18 protein-coding genes and 1 other RNA gene are annotated in these 17,422 nt (G+C 64.8%); 12 read left to right on the forward strand and 7 right to left on the reverse strand.

Translation table 11 applies throughout. From position 1 onward, the window contains the following. Positions 1 to 65: 65 nt before the first annotated feature. The 6 genes from JQ586_RS34220 to ssrA all read right to left on the reverse strand — a co-directional run bounded on the left by JQ586_RS34220 (position 66) and on the right by ssrA (position 3,850). A complete protein-coding gene (locus JQ586_RS34220) occupies positions 66 to 434 on the reverse strand; it encodes a VOC family protein (RefSeq protein ID WP_212399043.1) in 369 nt (122 codons plus the stop codon). Between the two features lie 76 nt (positions 435 to 510). Beyond that, entirely contained in the window at positions 511 to 783 is a 273-nt protein-coding gene (locus JQ586_RS34225) for a ribbon-helix-helix domain-containing protein (RefSeq protein WP_212399044.1), read from the reverse strand. Further along, positions 780 to 968, reverse strand: a complete 189-nt coding sequence (locus tag JQ586_RS34230; RefSeq protein ID WP_212399045.1) for a DUF4169 family protein — start codon at positions 966 to 968, stop codon at positions 780 to 782. Before JQ586_RS34230 ends, JQ586_RS34225 begins: the two co-directional genes overlap by 4 nt. A 277-nt stretch (positions 969 to 1,245) precedes the next feature. Next, positions 1,246 to 2,661 carry a class II fumarate hydratase gene (gene fumC, locus JQ586_RS34235; protein ID WP_212399046.1) on the reverse strand — a complete coding sequence of 472 codons (1,416 nt, stop codon included), beginning with the start codon at positions 2,659 to 2,661 and terminating at the stop codon, positions 1,246 to 1,248. 153 nt (positions 2,662 to 2,814) lie between these two features. Next, positions 2,815 to 3,348: an SspB family protein gene (locus JQ586_RS34240; protein ID WP_212399047.1), complete on the reverse strand. Its 534-nt coding sequence runs from the start codon at positions 3,346 to 3,348 to the stop codon at positions 2,815 to 2,817. Between the two features lie 144 nt (positions 3,349 to 3,492). Further along, positions 3,493 to 3,850, reverse strand: a transfer-messenger RNA (tmRNA) gene (gene ssrA, locus JQ586_RS34245). A gap of 203 nt (positions 3,851 to 4,053) precedes the next feature. Between ssrA and JQ586_RS34250 the strand changes: the two genes are divergently transcribed. The 9 genes from JQ586_RS34250 (at position 4,054) to JQ586_RS34290 (ending at position 12,213) form a co-directional block, all read left to right on the forward strand. Beyond that, the gene (locus tag JQ586_RS34250; protein ID WP_212399048.1) at positions 4,054 to 4,554 is read left to right on the forward strand and encodes a tripartite tricarboxylate transporter TctB family protein; all 501 of its coding nucleotides are present in this window, start codon (positions 4,054 to 4,056) and stop codon (positions 4,552 to 4,554) included. Between the two features lie 7 nt (positions 4,555 to 4,561). Next, a complete protein-coding gene (locus JQ586_RS34255) occupies positions 4,562 to 6,076 on the forward strand; it encodes a tripartite tricarboxylate transporter permease (RefSeq protein ID WP_212399049.1) in 1,515 nt (504 codons plus the stop codon). 193 nt (positions 6,077 to 6,269) lie between these two features. Further along, positions 6,270 to 7,064 carry a thymidylate synthase gene (locus tag JQ586_RS34260; RefSeq protein WP_212399050.1) on the forward strand — a complete coding sequence of 265 codons (795 nt, stop codon included), beginning with the start codon at positions 6,270 to 6,272 and terminating at the stop codon, positions 7,062 to 7,064. 8 nt (positions 7,065 to 7,072) lie between these two features. Continuing rightward, entirely contained in the window at positions 7,073 to 7,558 is a 486-nt protein-coding gene (locus tag JQ586_RS34265; RefSeq protein ID WP_212399051.1) for a GNAT family N-acetyltransferase, read from the forward strand. Continuing rightward, positions 7,558 to 8,070, forward strand: coding sequence for a dihydrofolate reductase (locus JQ586_RS34270; protein WP_212399052.1), 513 nt, complete (start codon positions 7,558 to 7,560; stop codon positions 8,068 to 8,070). Before JQ586_RS34265 ends, JQ586_RS34270 begins: the two co-directional genes overlap by 1 nt. 145 nt (positions 8,071 to 8,215) lie before the next feature. Continuing rightward, on the forward strand, positions 8,216 to 9,355 hold the full coding sequence (hflK, locus tag JQ586_RS34275) for an FtsH protease activity modulator HflK (protein ID WP_212399053.1): 1,140 nt from the start codon (positions 8,216 to 8,218) through the stop codon (positions 9,353 to 9,355). Beyond that, a complete protein-coding gene (gene hflC / locus JQ586_RS34280; protein WP_212399054.1) occupies positions 9,352 to 10,254 on the forward strand; it encodes a protease modulator HflC in 903 nt (300 codons plus the stop codon). The genes hflK and hflC overlap by 4 nt, the downstream gene beginning before the upstream one ends. 95 nt (positions 10,255 to 10,349) lie before the next feature. Next, positions 10,350 to 10,550 (forward strand): DUF2065 domain-containing protein, encoded by a 201-nt coding sequence (locus JQ586_RS34285; RefSeq protein WP_212399055.1) that lies wholly within the window; start codon positions 10,350 to 10,352, stop codon positions 10,548 to 10,550. 163 nt (positions 10,551 to 10,713) lie between these two features. After that, positions 10,714 to 12,213 (forward strand): Do family serine endopeptidase, encoded by a 1,500-nt coding sequence (locus JQ586_RS34290; protein ID WP_212399056.1) that lies wholly within the window; start codon positions 10,714 to 10,716, stop codon positions 12,211 to 12,213. A gap of 98 nt (positions 12,214 to 12,311) precedes the next feature. Here the strand turns inward: JQ586_RS34290 and serB are convergent, their stop codons facing one another. Beyond that, a complete protein-coding gene (serB, locus tag JQ586_RS34295; RefSeq protein WP_212399057.1) occupies positions 12,312 to 13,217 on the reverse strand; it encodes a phosphoserine phosphatase SerB in 906 nt (301 codons plus the stop codon). On the opposite strand from serB, the gene miaA reads away from it, so the two are divergent. From miaA to JQ586_RS34310, 3 genes are all read left to right on the forward strand, one after another. Continuing rightward, positions 13,216 to 14,157 carry a tRNA (adenosine(37)-N6)-dimethylallyltransferase MiaA gene (gene miaA, locus JQ586_RS34300; RefSeq protein ID WP_212399058.1) on the forward strand — a complete coding sequence of 314 codons (942 nt, stop codon included), beginning with the start codon at positions 13,216 to 13,218 and terminating at the stop codon, positions 14,155 to 14,157. The genes serB and miaA overlap by 2 nt on opposite strands. Positions 14,158 to 14,499: 342 nt before the next feature. Beyond that, positions 14,500 to 16,275 (forward strand): acetolactate synthase 3 large subunit, encoded by a 1,776-nt coding sequence (locus tag JQ586_RS34305; RefSeq protein WP_212399059.1) that lies wholly within the window; start codon positions 14,500 to 14,502, stop codon positions 16,273 to 16,275. A 150-nt stretch (positions 16,276 to 16,425) separates the two neighbouring features. Further along, positions 16,426 to 17,412: a threonine dehydratase gene (locus JQ586_RS34310; protein ID WP_212399088.1), complete on the forward strand. Its 987-nt coding sequence runs from the start codon at positions 16,426 to 16,428 to the stop codon at positions 17,410 to 17,412. Positions 17,413 to 17,422 lie beyond the last annotated feature (10 nt).

The following is a 17,422-nucleotide window of genomic DNA, read 5'->3' on the forward strand; positions in this document are numbered from 1 at the left end:
AAACGCGCAAGGCGCTTGTGCGGAGATCATGCTCAGGCAACAGACTGAAGCGATGACGATTCAACTCAACTGATCGCGCCGGAGGCCCGGTGCTCGAGGATATTGACCAGCTTGCCGAAGGGATCGCGGACGAAGAAGCGCCGCACGCCCCACGGCTCGTCCGCCGGCCCGTATTCGATCGCAATCTCGGCCGCCGTGACGCGGCGAAGCGCTTCATCGAGATCGTCGACCTCGATCGACAGATCAGGCACTGGCGCGCCGGAGCCACCTTCGGATGCGAAGCTGATTTGAACCTGCATGGTTTCGGATGAGCCGTAGGTCGCAACCCAACCGAAATCCATCAGCGATCGGAGTCCCAGGACATCCTGATAGAACACCTTCGCTGCCGCCACGTCGGTAGCGGCGACGTCAGCGACGATCCGTTTGATCTTCATGCTGGGTGCCCGCGCAAAATTAAGCCGCCATGCTCCATAGCATGGCGGCGGTCAGTCGCGGCGATTGCAGAGGGTGTCAGGCCGATTGGCGCGTATCGATCTGTTGCGGCCTGACATCCGGCACGGCCGGCGTGGCGCGCGAGCGGAAATAATCCAGCACGAAGAGGCGGATCGCCGAGGAAAGATTCCCCTGCTGGCGATTATTGTCGATCTCGCCGACCAGCTCCGACAGCGTCATGTTCCGGAGGCCGGAAATCTCTTTCATGCCGTTCCAGAACGCCTCTTCGAGGCTGACGCTGGTCTTGTGTCCGGCCACCACAATCGAACGCTTCACGACGGGGGACTTCATGATGCCTCTCCTCCGTCGATGCGATGCTGATCGAGGACCTGAGCGGTGCGCTCTGCGATGAGTTCATCACGGCTGCGCTCTGACTTGGTGCGACCAAATAGCGCACGGTTCGTGTCGGCCTGCTTCGCGGCCTGTTCGCGCTCGTTGCGCTTCTTGAACCGTTTCAAATTGACCACGTCGCCCATGCTTGTCCTCATTGTCCCTTCATCCGACTTGGTGATGCATCGTGACGAAAGCAAGAGTGACGACGCTGCGCGCCTGGTTCGATATCCATCAAGAATCCCCGGTTGATGCGTCGTGATAGCATCAAAGAATCAATTTCGCTCTGCGAAAACTTGACATCTGTCTTGCTGTAACATGCGCCAGCGCGCAGCCGATAGATGACCGGCCTTAGTCTTTAGGCGTTATGATCTATAATTATATCACGCAGGTTGTCCGTAATTATCCGGACAATGAATGTACTCAGCCGGGGTGTGTCATTTTGTCCGGCTGCACGAGCTGTTCAAATTCATCTGCAGATACAAAGCCAAGCCGCAAAGCTTCTTCCTTCAGCGTCGTCCCGTGCGCATGCGCGGCCTTGGCGACCTTGGCCGCATTGTCATAGCCAATCTTCGGCGCGAGCGCCGTGACCAGCATCAATGAACGCTGCATCAACTCGCTGATGCGCTTTTCGTCTGCGCGTATTCCGACGATGCAATGCTCGGTGAACGAACGGACGACGTCGGACAGCAACTGGATCGAATTCATCATACAGTATGCCAGCACGGGCTTGTACACGTTCAGCTCGAAATGGCCCTGGCTGCCGGCGACGGTGATCGTCGTCTCGTTGCCGAACACCTTGCAGCAGACCATGGTCACCGCTTCGCATTGGGTCGGGTTGACCTTGCCCGGCATGATCGATGAGCCCGGCTCGTTCTCGGGCAGGATCAACTCGCCGAGCCCCGAGCGCGGGCCCGAACCGAGGAAGCGGATATCGTTGGCGATCTTGAACAGGCCGGTCGCGACCGAATTGATCACGCCGTGAACCAGCACGTAGGCGTCGTTGGAGGCGAGCGCCTCGAACTTGTTTGCGGCGCTGGTGAACGGCAGCTTGGTGATCTCGGCGACGTGCCTGGCGAAGGCCTTGGCGAATTCCGGCTTCGAGTTGAGGCCGGTGCCGACGGCGGTGCCACCCTGTGCCAGCGGAAACAGCTCCTTCACGGCGCTCCTGAGGCGCGCGATGCCGCTCTCGACCTGCGCGGCATAGCCGGAGAATTCCTGCCCGAGCGTCAGCGGTGTTGCATCCTGGGTGTGGGTGCGCCCGATCTTCACGATCTTGGCGAAAGCCTCCTCCTTCTCGTGCAATGCCTGATGCAGCTCGCCGAGCGCCGGGATCAGGTCGGCGATGATCCGGCTTGCCGCCGCGATATGCATCGCAGTCGGGAAAGAGTCGTTCGACGACTGGCTCATGTTGACGTGGTCGTTCGGATGGATCGGCTGCTTGGCGCCGAGCTCGCCGCCGAGCATCTGGTTGGCACGGTTGGCGATCACCTCATTCACGTTCATGTTGGTCTGCGTGCCCGAACCGGTCTGATAGACGACCAGCGGAAAATGATCGTCGAGCTTGCCCTCGATCACTTCCCTGGCGGCGCTGGCAATGCCGCCGGCGCGCCGTTCATCGAGCTGGCCGAGTTCGCGGTTGGTCTCGGCTGCCGCGAGCTTGACGATGCCGAGCGCGTGAACGATCGCAATCGGCATCCGGTCATGGCCGATCTTGAAGTTCTGCCGCGAGCGTTCGGTCTGCGCACCCCAGTAACGGTCGGCAGGCACATCGATCGGACCGAAGCTGTCGGTCTCGCTGCGGGTGGCGGCGTTGGATGGATTGGTTGATCGAGCCATGGATGCCTTCCGTTGCGTCGTCGATGCGTAACCCGGCGCGATAGCAGGAAGGTCTGCGCAGAGGTCACGCGCATGCACAAGATAGTGCGGGACGACGATCCGTCATCCCGTGCGAGCGCATCTTACAAGGTCGGAGGCAGGTCCGCGCCTGGATTATTTCTTGCGGAAGCGATCGAGCCGGACCACTTCGGCGCCTTCGCCGGACTTCGCCGGCTCATCGGCGCCGGCTTCGTCGGCCTTCGCTTCGGCCGCGGGTCGAACTGCCGGTGCGGGGAGGGGCGTGGCTGGCGCTGAGGCTGGCAACTCGGCAGGCGGCGCTTCGGCCACCGCGTCGGAGGCGTCGAACTGCAGGTCGAACGGTGCGGACGGATCGAGGAAGCGCGTCACCGCGGCGAAGGGCACGGTCAGCCGCTCGGGGATTCCGCCGAACGACAGGCCGACCTCGAACCGGTCCTCCGTCACCACCAGATCCCAGAACTGGTGTTGCAGGATGATGGTCATCTCTTCCGGATATTGCGCGAGCAGCCGCGGCGACAATTTCACGCCCTCGGCGGTCGACAGGAAGGTGATGTAGAAATGATGCTCGCCGGGCAGACCATGTTCGGCGGCGTCGGTCAGAACCCGGCGCAGCACCCCGCGCAGCGCGTCGCGCGCCAGCACGTCATATCGGATGTGATCGGTCGCCATGGTAATCCTGTTGCTTTCGAAAATTGACCCGTGGCGCCGCCGGACCGCCGACTCGCCCCATTTTGGCCATGCTACCCCGCCGGGAGCCGGAAATCAGCAGGGGCGGCAGCGGAAATGCTGGCCGAAATCCCTGGTCTGGAATGAAGTGGAGGCTTCTGTTGCCAGGTGCCTCCGAACCCCGCCTAGCGGAGCTTAACCCGCTAGGACTTTAAGATGGTCTTTCAAACTGCGTTACGCAGCCTGAGCAACCGGAGCAAAGTTGTCGTTGGCAACTATTGCAATGGCCCGATGTCGGCGGAACCATACCGAGAAAAAACGCGCCCTTTACGCCCTCGTCGATCCTATTTCGCCCCCGCCAAAAGCCGCCTCGAGGCGACGGGTTTTGGTGGAGGCGCCGGGTACCGCCCCCGGGTCCGAATGGTTTATTGCGACGGTCATTTATTTCCATAGCCGGCGAACCGGCACCCTCAATATAGGGGGCAACGATTGAGAAAAATAGAGCCGATTCAGGGCTGTTCAGGTGTGAAAACGCGCCGATTTGGGTCATCACGCATCATCGCTCAGTTCCGCGTCTTGCGCAGGCCTTCGGTCCGGTGACCGACGCCGGCTGGCATTGCCTGACGAAAATCGCTAGCAAGGTCTTGGGCGAACATCACAAACCATCCAATCAGAACGGGCGGGAAAGCCTGCCGGGGGAGTGAATTCATGACTGACACGCCGAACCAGGCGCCGGCCAGATCCATCCTGCCGAAATGGGTGCGCGGACCGCAGGACTTTGTCGGCGGAATCGTCCTGATCGGGATCGCCCTGTTTGCGCTGTGGGCGTCCAGCGATCTGCAGGGCATGCACGGATTCTCCTTCGGCGCCGGCACGGCGCCACGCATATTCGCCGTGCTGCTGCTGCTGCTGGGCGCAGCCGTCGCCGTGGTGGGGGTCCTCAAGGACGGTCCGCATATCGCAGCCTACTCATGGCGAGGGCCGTTCTTCGTGGCGGCGTCGATCGTGTTCTTCGCGCTCGCGATCCGGCCGGTCGGACTCGTCGTCTCCGCCTTCGTGAGCTTCCTGATCGCGGCTCTGGGCTCGCATGAGACCAAATGGCTCGAGGCGATCATTGTCGGCGCCTGCCTGACGCTCGGCTGCGCGCTGCTGTTCCCCTACGTCCTGGGGCTGCCGATGCCGATGTTCCCGCGCTTCCTGGTGCAGTGAGGGCGCGATGGAACTCTTTGCCAATCTCGCTCACGGCTTCGTCGTCGCCTTCTCTCCGGTCAACCTCCTGATGTGCCTGATCGGTGCGCTGGTCGGCACGCTGGTCGGCGTGTTGCCCGGCATCGGCACCATCGCAACCGTCGCGATGCTGCTCCCGATCACCTTCGGCCTGCCGCCGGTCGGCGCGCTGATCATGCTCGCCGGCATCTACTACGGCGCCCAGTATGGCGGTTCGACCACGTCCATCCTGGTCAATATTCCCGGCGAGGCGACCTCCGTCGTCACCGCGCTCGACGGCTTCCAGATGGCCAAGCAGGGGCGCGCGGGACCTGCGCTCGCGATCGCCGCGATCGGCTCGTTTTTCGCCGGCTGCGTCGCCACCGTCCTGATCGCCGTGCTCGGCGCGCCGCTGACCAAGCTCGCACTGGCCTTCGGTCCGGCCGAATATTTCTCGCTGATGGTGCTCGGCCTGATCTTCGCGGTGGTGCTCGCCAAGGGTTCGGTGCTGAAGGCGATCGCGATGATCGTGTTCGGTCTGCTGCTCTCGATGGTCGGCTCCGACATCGAGACCGGGGCCTCGCGCATGGCCTTCAACATCCCCGAACTGGCCGACGGCCTCGGCTTCGCCACGGTCGCGATGGGTGTGTTCGGCTTTGCCGAGATCATCCGCAACCTCGACGCCGGATCCGAGATGAACCGCGACCTGGTGCAGCAGAAGATCACCGGCCTGATGCCGACGCGGAAGGACATCGCGGACTCCACGCCCGCCATCATCCGCGGCACGATCCTCGGATCGATCCTCGGCATCCTGCCGGGCGGTGGCGCCGTGATCGCGTCGTTCGCGGCCTACACGCTGGAGAAGAAGATCGCGAAGAATCCATCGCGGTTCGGCCGCGGCGCGATCGAGGGCGTTGCGGCGCCGGAGAGCGCCAACAACGCCGCTGCGCAGACATCGTTCATCCCGCTGCTCACGCTCGGCATCCCGCCGAATGCGGTGATGGCGCTGATGGTCGGCGCGATGACCATTCATGGCATCGTGCCGGGTCCGCAGGTGATGCAGAAGCAGCCCGACCTGGTCTGGGGCATGATCGCCTCGATGTGGATCGGCAACCTGATGCTGATCATCATCAACCTGCCGCTGGTCGGCATCTGGGTCCGCCTGCTCCGCGTGCCCTACCGGCTGATGTTCCCCTCGATCGTGATCTTCTGCGCGATCGGCATCTACTCCGTGAACAACGCGCCGGTCGACGTCATCCTCGCGGGCGCCTTCGGCCTGATCGGCTACTGGCTGATCAAGCACGATTTCGAGCCGGCGCCGCTGTTGCTCGGCATGGTGCTGGGTCCGCTGATGGAGGAGAATCTGCGCCGTGCGCTGCTGATCTCGCGCGGCGACTGGAGCGTGTTCGTCTCGCGGCCGCTGTCGGCGGTGCTGCTGGCGATCGCCGGCGGCCTGCTGGTGCTCGCCGTGCTGCCGGCGCTGCGCGCCAAGCGCGACGAGGTGTTCGTGGAATCGGAGAGCTGATCGCGCCGGCGAAACTTTATCGAGCGCAATCAAATGGATAGGGAGGGGCGGGACGCGGGTTCCGCCCCTTGTCGTTTGGCCCGGAGATGCTCATTTTTCCGGGTATAATCGGTGCGATCAGCCGAATCGATGTGTCGACCCGCAGCCTCGGCCGCTACATTCGCCGCACTCTCGAAGGCCCGAAACAGACGCCATGAACCAGTACCACGACCTGCTCGAACGTATCCTCGCGGACGGCGCGGAGAAGCACGACCGCACCGGCACAGGGACGCTGTCGGTCTTCGGCCACCAGATGCGCTTCAATCTGTCGGCCGGCTTCCCGATGCTGACCACCAAGCGGCTGCCGCTGAAGGCGATCGTCCACGAACTGCTCTGGTTCCTCGCCGGCGATACCAATATCAAATATCTCAACGACAACGGCGTCACGATCTGGGACGAATGGGCCGACGCCAATGGCGATCTCGGCCCGGTCTACGGCTCGCAGTGGCGCTCCTGGCCCGCGCCGGACGGACGCAGCATCGACCAGATCGCCGGCGTGATCGAAATGATCAAGCGCAATCCGGATTCGCGGCGGCTGATCGTCAGCGCGTGGAATCCGGCCGAGGTCGACAAGATGGCGCTGCCGCCGTGCCACTGCCTGTTCCAGTTCTATGTCGCGAACGGCAAATTGTCGTGCCAGCTCTATCAGCGCTCCGGCGACGTCTTCCTGGGCGTGCCCTTCAACATCGCCTCCTATGCGCTGCTCACCATGATGGTCGCGCAGGTCACCGGGCTGAAGCCCGGCGACTTCGTGCACTCGCTCGGCGATGCGCATCTCTACTCGAACCATCTCGAGCAGGCGCGCCTGCAATTGACGCGGCCGACGCGACCGCTGCCGACGATGGCGATCAATCCCGACGTGAAGGACATCTTCGCGTTCCGCTACGAGGATTTCAAACTCGAGGGCTATGATCCGCATCCGCATATCAAGGCCGAGGTCGCGGTGTGAGGGATTGAATGTCTCTCACCATCCGCCGCGCGCGGCCCAATGAGGCGGGACTGGTGTTCGCGCTGGTCCGCGAACTCGCCGACTACGAAAAGCTCGCGCACGAGGTTCGCGCCAGCGAGGCCGACATCGCCGAGGCGCTGTTCGGCGCCAATCCGCGGCTGTTCTGCGACATCGCGGAATGGAACGGTGAGCCCGCCGGCTTCGCGGTCTGGTTCGTCAACTTCTCGACCTTTTCCGGCCGCCACGGCATCTATCTGGAGGATCTGTTCGTGCGCCCGGCGCTGCGCGGCAAGGGCATCGGCAAGGCGCTGCTCGCGCATCTGGCGAAAGAGTGCCTCGCCAACGGCTGGTCGCGGCTGCAATGGGCGGTGCTCGACTGGAACGCGCCCTCGATCGCCTTCTACAAATCGCTCGGCGCCGAACTGATGGACGAATGGACGATCTGCCGCGTCTCGGGTCCGGCGCTTGACGCGCTTGCGGACGGGGGGCGCTGATGGAGATCGTGCTCTTCGTCGCCGCCGCGGAGAATGGCGTGATCGGACGTGACAACACCATTCCGTGGCGCCTGAAAACCGACCAGCAGCGCCTGAAGGCGATGACCCTGAACAAGCCTGTTGTGATGGGGCGCAAGACCTTTGAATCGCTGCGCCGGCCGCTGCCGGGACGCACCAACATCGTGGTGACGCGCAATCCGGACTACCGGGCGCGCGGCGCCGTGGTCACGACCTCCTTCGAGCACGCCCATGCGATCGCGCTTGGCGACGCGCTGCGGCGTTTCGCCACCGAGATCGCTGTGATCGGCGGCGCGGAAATCTATGCGCAGTGGATGGGCGCCGCCGACCGCCTCGAGATCACCGAAGTCCATGCCCGTCCCGACGGCGACACGCACTTTGCCACAATCGATCCGAACGACTGGGAGGAGGCGGCGCGTGTCCGCCATCCCGCCGGCGAGGGCGACAGCGTCGACTTCTCCTATGTGACATATCGTCGGCGCCGCCAGGGTTAACCAATGTTTGCATTGACAATTATGCCCCGGGGCATAGCTCGTCCCGCCAGGAAGCTTGCGTTGTAAGGGTCCCGACGGTCCCCTATAACCGGGCCGGACATTCGAGCCGGGGCGTCCGAGCCCGGGCTTGTCGAGGAGATGTTTGATGCCGTGGAAGAATCAGGGCGGGGGGCCGTGGGGCTCGGGTCCGAAAGGCCCATGGGGCACCGGTCCGCAATCGGTCGGGCCAAGGCCGCCGGACCTTGAGGACCTGCTGCGTCGTGGCCAGGATCGGCTGCAGCAATGGTTGCCGGGCGGTCATTTCAGCGGCATCGGCATCGTGCTGGTGCTGGTTGCGGCGCTGGCGATCTGGTTCGCCTCCGGCATCTTCCGGGTCCAGTCCGAAGAACTCGGCGTCGTGCTGCGCTTCGGAAAATATGAGCGCGATGCACAGCCCGGCCTGCGCTATCACTTGCCGTATCCGATCGAAACCGTGCTGCTGCCCAAGGCGCTGCGCGTCAACACGATCTCGATCGGCATGACCCTGATCGACGATCCAGCCCGGCGCGGTCGCAGCATCCGCGACGTGCCGGAGGAGAGCCTGATGCTGACCGGCGACGAGAACATCGTCGACGTCGACTTCACGGTGTTGTGGCGCATCAAGCCGGGCGGGGCCGGCGCCTACCTGTTCAACATCCAGAATCCCGAAGGCACCGTGAAGGCGGTGGCCGAGAGCGCGATGCGCGAGGTGATCGGCCGCTCCGAGATTCAGCCGATCCTCACCGGCGCGCGCACCCAGACCGAAACCACCGTGCAGGAACTGATGCAGAAGACGCTCGATACCTACGGCGCGGGCATCCAGATCACGCAGGTGCAGATGCAGAAGGTCGACCCGCCGGCACAGGTCATCGATTCATTCCGTGACGTGCAGGCGGCGCGCGCCGACCTCGAGCGCGCGCAGAACGAGGCGCAGACCTACGCCAACCGCGTGGTGCCCGAGGCTCGCGGCCGTGCCGCGCAGATCATCCAGGCCGCCGAAGGCTACAAGGAGCAGGCGGTCGCCGAGGCCAAGGGCCAGAGCGCGCGCTTCCTCAAGGTCTACGAAGAGTACAAGAAGGCTCCCGACGTGACGCGTGAACGCATCTATCTGGAAACCATGGAGCGCGTGCTCGGCGGTTCCGATAAGCTGGTCTATGACGGCGCTCCGGGCCAGAACATCGTGCCCTATCTCCCCCTCGGCGAACTGACGGCCAAGCGTCCGGCCGCTCCGGCACCGGCCGGACAGCCGCAGGGAGGCTCGCGATGAGATCACCTGTCACGGGCATCGCCGCCCTGATCGTCCTGTTCGTCCTGATCATCGTCGCCTACGGCTCGGTCTTCACCGTGCAGCAGACCGAGCAGGCCCTCGTGGTCCGTTTCGGCAAACCGGTCGACGTCGTCACCGAGCCGGGCCTGAACTTCAAGGTTCCGTTCACCGACAGCGTGATCCTGATCGACAAGCGCATCCTCGACCTCGAAAACCCGTCGCAGGAAATCATCGCCTCCGACCAGAAGCGGCTCGTCGTCGACGCCTTCGCCCGCTACCGGATCAAGGACGCGCTGCGCTTCTACACCAGCGTCGGCTCGATCCAGGCCGCCAATCTGCAGCTGACGACTCTCTTGAACGCGTCGCTGCGCCGCGTGCTCGGCGAGGTCAACTTCATCGCCGTTGTCCGCGACGAGCGCGAGAAGCTGATGTCGCGGATTCGCGACCAGCTCGACAAGGAGGCCGACGGCTACGGCATCCAGGTCGTCGACGTCAGGATCCGCCGCGCCGATCTGCCCGAGCAGAACAGCCAGGCGGTCTATCAGCGGATGCAGACCGAGCGTCAACGCGAGGCCGCCGAGTTCCGCGCCCAGGGTGCCCAGAAAGGCCAGGAGATCCGCTCCAGGGCCGACCGCGAGGCAACCGTGATCGTCGCCGAGGCCAATTCGACCGCGGAGCAGACGCGCGGCGCGGGTGATGCCGAGCGCAACCGACTGTTTGCCGAAGCCTACACCAAGGATCCGGACTTCTTCGCCTTCTATCGCTCGATGTCGGCGTATGAGAACGGCCTGAAAGCGGGCGACACGCGCTTCCTGTTGCGGCCGGACTCCGATTTCTTCAGGTATTTCGGCAGTGCCAGCGGCAAGCCGCCCGAGGCGGCTTCAACGCCCAAACAGTAGCGCCGCCCACAGTCGCGTCACGACACGGCGGCGATGCGAAAAACCGCATCTCCGCTCCTTCAAGAAGAATGCATCAAGCGGGAGGTTGCCATCCGATGAGGTCAATAGCGTTCGGCGACTTCCTCATCGGATTGGGAATCCTGTTCGTGCTCGAAGGCATCCTGTTCGCCGCAAGCCCGGCATGGATGCGGCGCGCGATGAAGAGCGCGCTGGCGACGCCCGACAACATCCTGCGTGTCGTCGGCATCGGCTCGGCGGTCGTCGGGTTGATCCTGATCTGGCTGGTGCGGCGCTGATCGCTTCCGTGTTCCCGCGCGACAGGCGAACCGGAACGAAATCGTGAGCCTTGCGTGGCCGGTTTTTCGCCGAAATGCCCGGCTGAGATGCTTGCGCCGCGCGCCGGTTCGGGCGCACTCTGTGAGCAACGATCTTGACCCGTTTCCCTGGAGAGATTCCGACATGACCGCTGTCAGACCAGCCCTGAGCCGTCGCCTCCGCCTGATGGGAGCTGCGATCTCGATCGGTGCTGCGTGCACGCTGAACTCGGTGCCGGCGTTCGCGCGCGGTCCCGAGGGCATCGCCGACATCGCCGAGAAGGTGATCGACGCCGTCGTCAACATCTCGACCTCGCAGACCATCGACGCCAAGGGCGGCGGCGCGATGCCGCAACTGCCGCCGGGCTCTCCGTTCGAGGAATTCTTCGACGACTTCTTCAAGAACCGCCGCGGCCCCGGCGGCAAGGGCGGCGACAAGAGCGGCGAGTTTGCGCCACGCAAGACCAACTCGCTCGGCTCCGGCTTCATCGTCGACACATCGGGCATCGTCGTCACCAACAACCACGTCATCGCCGACGCCGACGAAATCAACGTCATCATGAACGATGGCACCAAGATCAAGGCGGAGGTGGTCGGCATCGACAAGAAGACCGACCTCGCGGTGCTGAAGTTCAAGCCGCCGAAGCCGCTCGTTGCGGTCAAGTTCGGCGATAGCGACAAGCTGCGTCTCGGCGACTGGGTGGTCGCGATCGGCAACCCGTTCAGCCTCGGCGGCACGGTGACCGCAGGCATCGTCTCGGCCAAGAACCGCGACATCAGCCAGGGGCCGTATGACAGCTACATCCAGACCGACGCCGCCATCAACCGCGGCAATTCCGGCGGTCCGCTGTTCAACCTCGATGGCGAAGTGATCGGCGTCAACACGCTGATCATCTCGCCGACCGGCGGCTCGATCGGCCTCGGCTTTGCCGTGCCGTCGAAGACGGTCGCGGGTGTTGTCGACCAGCTGGAGAAGTACGGCGAGTTGCGCCGCGGCTGGCTCGGCGTGCGCATCCAGCAGGTCACCGACGAGATCGCGGAGAGCCTCAACATCAAGCCGGCGCGCGGCGCGCTGGTTGCCGGTGTCGACGACAAGGGCCCGGCGAAACCGGCCGGCATCGAGCCCGGCGACGTGGTCGTGAAGTTCGACGGCAAGGACGTCAAGGACCCCAAGGATCTGTCGCGCATCGTGGCCGACACTGCTGTCGGCAAGGAGGTCGACGTCGTCGTCATCCGCAAGGGCAACGAGGAGACCCGCAAGGTCACGCTCGGCCGCCTCGAGGATACCGACAAGGTCCAGCAGGCCAACGCCAAGCCGAAGGACGATACGGCCGAGAAGCCGGTGACGCAGAAGGCGCTGGGCCTCGATCTGGCGGCCCTGAGCAAGGACCTGCGCACCAAGTACAAGATCAAGGACAGCGTGAAGGGCGTCATCATCACCGGCGTCGACGGGAGCTCCGATGCCGCCGACAAGCGCCTGTCGGCCGGCGACGTCATCGTCGAGGTGGCGCAGGAGGCGGTCTCCAGCGCCGCCGACATCAAGAACCGCGTCGAGAAGCTGAAGAAGGACGGCAAGAAGTCGGTGCTGCTGCTCGTCTCCAATGGCGACGGCGAACTGCGCTTCGTCGCGCTGGGCGTGCAGTAACAATTTCCGAAGTCGTTCCGGGGCGATGCGAAGCATCGAACCCGGAACCTCGAGATCCCGGGTTCGGTCCGGCGGACCGCCCCGGAATGACCGCGTCCTTATCCCTCCACGAATTCGTCTCGCCGATAGCCCTGCGCGTAGAGCAGCGCGGTGAGGTCGCCATGCTCGATCCGCGCCGCGGCTGCGGCCGAAACCTTCGGCTTGGCGTGATAGGCGACGCCGAGCCCGGCCGCCTGGATCATGCCGAGATCGTTGGCTCCGTCGCCGACAACGAGCGTGTCGATGTCGTCGAGATCGAAGGATTCCATCAGTTCGACGAGGGTGGCGAGCTTGGTGGCGCGCCCGAGGATCGGCTCGATCACCTCGCCGGTCAGCTTGCCGTCCGCGACCTGCAACCGGTTGGCCCGGTTCTCCTGGAAGCCGATCTTCGCCGCGACCGGGTTGGTGAACAGCGTGAAGCCGCCGGAGATCAGGCAGGTATAGGCGCCATGGGCGCGCATGGTCATGACCAGCGCCCGGCCGCCGGGCGTCGGCGTGATGCGCTTCTCCAGCACCTCGTCGACCACGCTCACCGACAGCCCCTTGAGCAGCGCCACGCGTTCGCGCAGCGCCGATTCAAACTCGATCTCGCCGCGCATCGCGCGTTCGGTGATGGCGGCGACATGGGCCTTCAGCCCGGCGAAATCCGCCAGCTCGTCAATGCATTCCTGGCCGATCATGGTGGAATCCATGTCGGCCAGAAAAAGCTTCTTGCGCCGGGCGATCCGAGGCTGCACGACAATGTCGATCGGCAGATCGGCGCGCGCCTGGCGCAGGCGCTCTGCGAACGCCTCGATGTCGTCCTTGCTGTGGTTGGGGCTCTCGAAGGGGATATCGACCGCCACTTCGTTGAACAGCCATTGCGCCGGGCCGGCCGAAGGCAGCACTGCCCGTGCACCGTCGACGATGGTGGAGTCGAGCGCGGGGATTGCGGGATTGCAGATGAGTGTGGCGACGAGGGACATGCAGGCGCATTCGAACGGGTTGGACAAGGCCGTGCTTATCGCAGGGCCGACCGCCAGCGGCAAGTCGGCGCTGGGGCTCGCGCTTGCGCAACGGGCCCGCGGGGTCGTGATCAACGCCGACTCGATGCAGGTCTATCGCGACCTCCGGATCATCACGGCGCGTCCCACCATTGACGAGGAGGCGCAGGTTCCGCACCGGCTCTACGGCGCTGTCGACGCCAGCGTGAATTTTTCCGCCGGCGCTTGGGTCAACGAGGCTGCCAGGGTGCTCGACGATGTGCGCGCGCAAGGTGGCCTGCCGATCTTCGTCGGCGGCTCCGGCCTCTATTTCAAGGCGCTGACGCGCGGTCTTTCCGCGGTGCCGCCGATCCCCGCGGAGGTGCGCGAACGCGTGCGCTCGCGGCTCGAGCAGCACGGTGTCGAGGCGCTGCACGCCGAACTCGCAGGCCGCGATCCCGTGTCCGCGGCGCGCCTGAAGCCGCGCGACCGGACCCGCATCGCCCGCGCGCTCGAGGTCGTGGAGGCCACCGGCCGAACGCTGCCCGACTGGCATCGCGATGGCCTGCCGCCGTTGCTGCCGCCGGGCGCGTTCTCCGCGGTCTTCCTCGCCCCCGACCGCGACCAGCTCTACGCGCGGATCGATGCGCGGTTCGGGGCCATGCTCGCTGCGGGCGCACTCGGCGAGGTCGAGCGGCTGGCGGCGCGCGGCCTCGATCCGCTGCTGCCGGCCATGAAGGCCCATGGCGTGCCCACACTGATCCGGCACCTGAAGGGCGAGATCACCCTGGAGGAGGCCGCCGAGATCGGCCGGGCCGACACCCGCCACTATGCCAAACGCCAGTTCACCTGGTTCCGGCATCAGCTTCCGGAATTCAAGTGGGTAAGGCCGGAGGCGGCGGTGGAGTGGCTGGAGGACGAGCTACGGCTCTCTCCCTTTTGATTCGACGCCCGTCTGCCATGCGCTTGCAGGCACGCAAAAACACTCGCCGAACGATCGGAACCCCGTTACACTACGGATATCGCGAAAGTCTCTGCCTTGCCTTGACATTCGGGCTTTGGCCGCTATGTTCGCGCAACCTTTGGGAAGACCGAGCAGTCTCGTGCGCAACATTATTACCAAACTCCTTATCGCCGTCGTACCCAGGCACACCGCCGGGGATGGCTAGCGGCCATCCAGATACGGGCGGTGTGCATGGGGCCTCTGGGGCCCTTTTTTATTTTCCGAAACAGACCTGAGAAACCGACAAAAGCCGCGCAAAATCAAGCGCATCCGGAGCGAGCCATGACCGACAAGAGCCACGACCCCAATCAGATGACCGGCGCCGCGATGGTCGTGCGCGCGCTCATCGATCACGGCGTTGAGCACATTTTCGGCTATCCGGGCGGCGCGGTGCTTCCGATCTATGACGAGATCTTCCAGCAGAGCGAGGTCGAGCACATCCTGGTCCGCCATGAGCAGGGCGCCGGCCATGCGGCCGAAGGCTATGCGCGCTCGACCGGCAAGCCCGGCGTGGCGCTGGTGACGTCGGGGCCCGGTGCCACCAACATGGTGACGCCGCTGACCGACGCGCTGATGGATTCGATCCCGCTGGTCTGCATCTCTGGCCAGGTGCCGACCCATCTGATCGGCAATGACGCCTTCCAGGAATGCGACACCGTCGGCATCACGCGGCCCTGCACCAAGCACAATTGGCTGGTGCGTGACGTCAACGACCTCGCCAAGGTGCTGCACGAGGCCTTCTATGTCGCGATGTCCGGCCGGCCCGGCCCGGTGCTGGTCGACGTGCCGAAGGACGTGCAGTTCGCGACCGGTACCTATCATCCGCCGCGCAAGTCGGACGTGCATGTCTCCTACACGCCGCGCCTGAAGGGCGATGCGAGCCTGATCCGCAAGACGGTCGCGATGCTGGCATCCGCGAAGCGTCCGGTGATCTACACCGGCGGCGGCATCGTCAATTCGGGCCCCGAGGCCTCGAAGCTGCTGCGGGAGCTGGTCGAGGTGACGGGCTTTCCGATCACCTCGACGCTGATGGGGCTCGGGGCCTACCCGGCCTCGGGGCCGAACTGGCTCGGCATGCTGGGCATGCACGGCACCTACGAAGCCAACATGACGATGCATGATTGCGACGTCATGCTGTGCATCGGCGCGCGGTTCGACGACCGCATCACCGGCCGCGTCGACGCGTTCTCGCCGGGCTCGAAGAAGATCCATATCGACATCGACCCGTCCTCGATCAACAAGAACATCCGTGTCGACGTGCCGATCATCGGCGACGCCGCCAACGTGCTCGGCGACCTCCTGCAGGTGTTCAAGGCGGAAGCGAAGAAGCCCGACATCAAGGCGTGGTGGCAGCAGATCGCGCAATGGCGTGCGCGCAACTCGCTGTCCTACCGGAAGAACAACGACATCATTCTTCCGCAACACGCGATCCAGCGCCTGTTCGACCTGACCCGCGGCAAGGACACCTACATCACGACCGAAGTCGGCCAGCACCAGATGTGGGCTGCGCAGTTCTACGGCTTCGAGGAGCCGCACCGCTGGATGACCTCGGGCGGTCTCGGAACGATGGGCTATGGACTGCCGGCCGCGATCGGTGTGCAGGTGGCGCACCGCGACAGCCTGGTGATCGACATCGCCGGCGACGCCTCGGTGCAGATGACGATCCAGGAGATGTCGACGGCGGTCCAGCACGAGCTGCCGATCAAGATCTTCATCCTGAACAACCAGTACATGGGCATGGTGCGGCAGTGGCAGCAGCTGCTGCACGGCAACCGCCTGTCGCACTCCTACACCGAGGCGATGCCTGATTTCGTCAAGCTCGCGGATGCCTATGGCTGCGTCGGCCTGCGGGCGACGAAGCCGGGCGATCTCGATGGTGCGATCAGGGAGATGATCTCGGTCAGGCGCCCGGTGCTGTTCGATTGCCGGGTCGCGGCGCTTGAGAACTGCTTCCCGATGATCCCGTCGGGCAAGGCGCACAACGAGATGCTGCTGCCGGAAGAGGCCACCGACGAGATCACCGCCACCGCCTTCGCCGGCGGCAAGGCGCTGGTGTGATGATGCGTGCGACAAATACCACTGTCATCGTCCGGCTTGACCGGGCGATCCAGTACGCCGAGGCGTCTCGATTTCTCCCGGGCGCCTCTGGAGTACCGGATCCCCGCTTTCGCGGGGATGACGGTAGTGAAGGACGATCGGAAGACCAGGATGTTTGACCTCAACGAGCTCGAGCGCGCGCACGGCATCGTCGGCACCGCGGTGCCGCCGACGCCGGCGCACGTCTGGCCGCTGCTGGCCGAGCGGCTCGGCACATCAGTCGTGGTCAAGCATGAGAACCACACCCCGATCGGCGCCTTCAAGGTGCGCGGCGGCCTCGTCTATCTCGAGCGGCTGAAGCGCGAGCGGCCCGACGTGCCCGGCATCATCTCGGCGACGCGCGGCAATCACGGCCAGAGCCTGGCCTTTGCCGCCGGTCGACACGGCGTGCCGGCGGTGATCTATGTGCCGCGCGGCAACTCGACCGAGAAGAACCGCGCGATGCGGGCATTCGGCGCCGAGCTGGTCGAGCACGGCGAGGATTTCCAGGCCGCCCGGGAAGAGGCCGAACGGCGCGCGCAGTTCGCGGGCCTGCACATGGTGCCGTCGTTCCACCCCGACCTTGTGCTCGGGGTTGCGACCTACGCCCTCGAGCTGTTCCGCAGCGCGCCCGGCCTCGACATCCTCTACGTGCCGATCGGGCAGGGCTCCGGCATCTGCGGCTGCATCATGGCGCGCGACCTGCTCGGACTGAAGACCGAGATCGTCGGCGTGCAGTCGACGGAAGCTCCGTCCTACGCGCTGTCGTTCGCCGCCGGCAAGATCGTGACCACCGAGACCAGCAACACCCGCGCCGACGGCATGGCGACGCGGATCCCGGATCCGGAGGCGTTCGCGCTGATCCGGAAGGGCGCCTCGCGCATCGTGCAGGTCACAGACGACGAGGTCGCTCATGCGATCCGCGCCTACTGGACCGATACCCACAATCTCGCCGAAGGCGCCGGCGCCGCGTCGCTCGCGGCCGCGCTGCAGGAAAGAGGCAGGCTCGCCGGCAAGCGGGTCGGCCTGATCCTGAGCGGCGGCAATATCGATTTCGACCTGTTCCGCACCTGGGTCGGGACAGAGGCCGCGCCATCAGCCAGACGGGCAATGGCGTGACGAGAGGAAT

Origin of the sequence: Bradyrhizobium jicamae, assembly GCF_018130215.1 — a bacterium.
GTDB classification, from domain to species: Bacteria; Pseudomonadota; Alphaproteobacteria; order Rhizobiales; family Xanthobacteraceae; genus Bradyrhizobium; species Bradyrhizobium jicamae_A.

What these genes read in the sequence shown, in the direction of transcription:
- JQ586_RS34220 (WP_212399043.1), bottom strand. Translation starts at nt 434, where the DNA reads ATGAAGATCAAACGGATCGTCGCTGACGTCGCCGCTACCGACGTGGCG.
- JQ586_RS34225 (WP_212399044.1), bottom strand. Translation starts at nt 783, where the DNA reads ATGAAGTCCCCCGTCGTGAAGCGTTCGATTGTGGTGGCCGGACACAAG.
- JQ586_RS34230 (WP_212399045.1), bottom strand. Translation starts at nt 968, where the DNA reads ATGGGCGACGTGGTCAATTTGAAACGGTTCAAGAAGCGCAACGAGCGC.
- fumC (WP_212399046.1), bottom strand. Translation starts at nt 2,661, where the DNA reads ATGGCTCGATCAACCAATCCATCCAACGCCGCCACCCGCAGCGAGACC.
- JQ586_RS34240 (WP_212399047.1), bottom strand. Translation starts at nt 3,348, where the DNA reads ATGGCGACCGATCACATCCGATATGACGTGCTGGCGCGCGACGCGCTG.
- JQ586_RS34250 (WP_212399048.1), top strand. Translation starts at nt 4,054, where the DNA reads ATGACTGACACGCCGAACCAGGCGCCGGCCAGATCCATCCTGCCGAAA.
- JQ586_RS34255 (WP_212399049.1), top strand. Translation starts at nt 4,562, where the DNA reads ATGGAACTCTTTGCCAATCTCGCTCACGGCTTCGTCGTCGCCTTCTCT.
- JQ586_RS34260 (WP_212399050.1), top strand. Translation starts at nt 6,270, where the DNA reads ATGAACCAGTACCACGACCTGCTCGAACGTATCCTCGCGGACGGCGCG.
- JQ586_RS34265 (WP_212399051.1), top strand. Translation starts at nt 7,073, where the DNA reads ATGTCTCTCACCATCCGCCGCGCGCGGCCCAATGAGGCGGGACTGGTG.
- JQ586_RS34270 (WP_212399052.1), top strand. Translation starts at nt 7,558, where the DNA reads ATGGAGATCGTGCTCTTCGTCGCCGCCGCGGAGAATGGCGTGATCGGA.
- hflK (WP_212399053.1), top strand. Translation starts at nt 8,216, where the DNA reads ATGCCGTGGAAGAATCAGGGCGGGGGGCCGTGGGGCTCGGGTCCGAAA.
- hflC (WP_212399054.1), top strand. Translation starts at nt 9,352, where the DNA reads ATGAGATCACCTGTCACGGGCATCGCCGCCCTGATCGTCCTGTTCGTC.
- JQ586_RS34285 (WP_212399055.1), top strand. Translation starts at nt 10,350, where the DNA reads ATGAGGTCAATAGCGTTCGGCGACTTCCTCATCGGATTGGGAATCCTG.
- JQ586_RS34290 (WP_212399056.1), top strand. Translation starts at nt 10,714, where the DNA reads ATGACCGCTGTCAGACCAGCCCTGAGCCGTCGCCTCCGCCTGATGGGA.
- miaA (WP_212399058.1), top strand. Translation starts at nt 13,216, where the DNA reads ATGCAGGCGCATTCGAACGGGTTGGACAAGGCCGTGCTTATCGCAGGG.
- serB (WP_212399057.1), bottom strand. Translation starts at nt 13,217, where the DNA reads ATGTCCCTCGTCGCCACACTCATCTGCAATCCCGCAATCCCCGCGCTC.
- JQ586_RS34305 (WP_212399059.1), top strand. Translation starts at nt 14,500, where the DNA reads ATGACCGACAAGAGCCACGACCCCAATCAGATGACCGGCGCCGCGATG.
- JQ586_RS34310 (WP_212399088.1), top strand. Translation starts at nt 16,426, where the DNA reads ATGTTTGACCTCAACGAGCTCGAGCGCGCGCACGGCATCGTCGGCACC.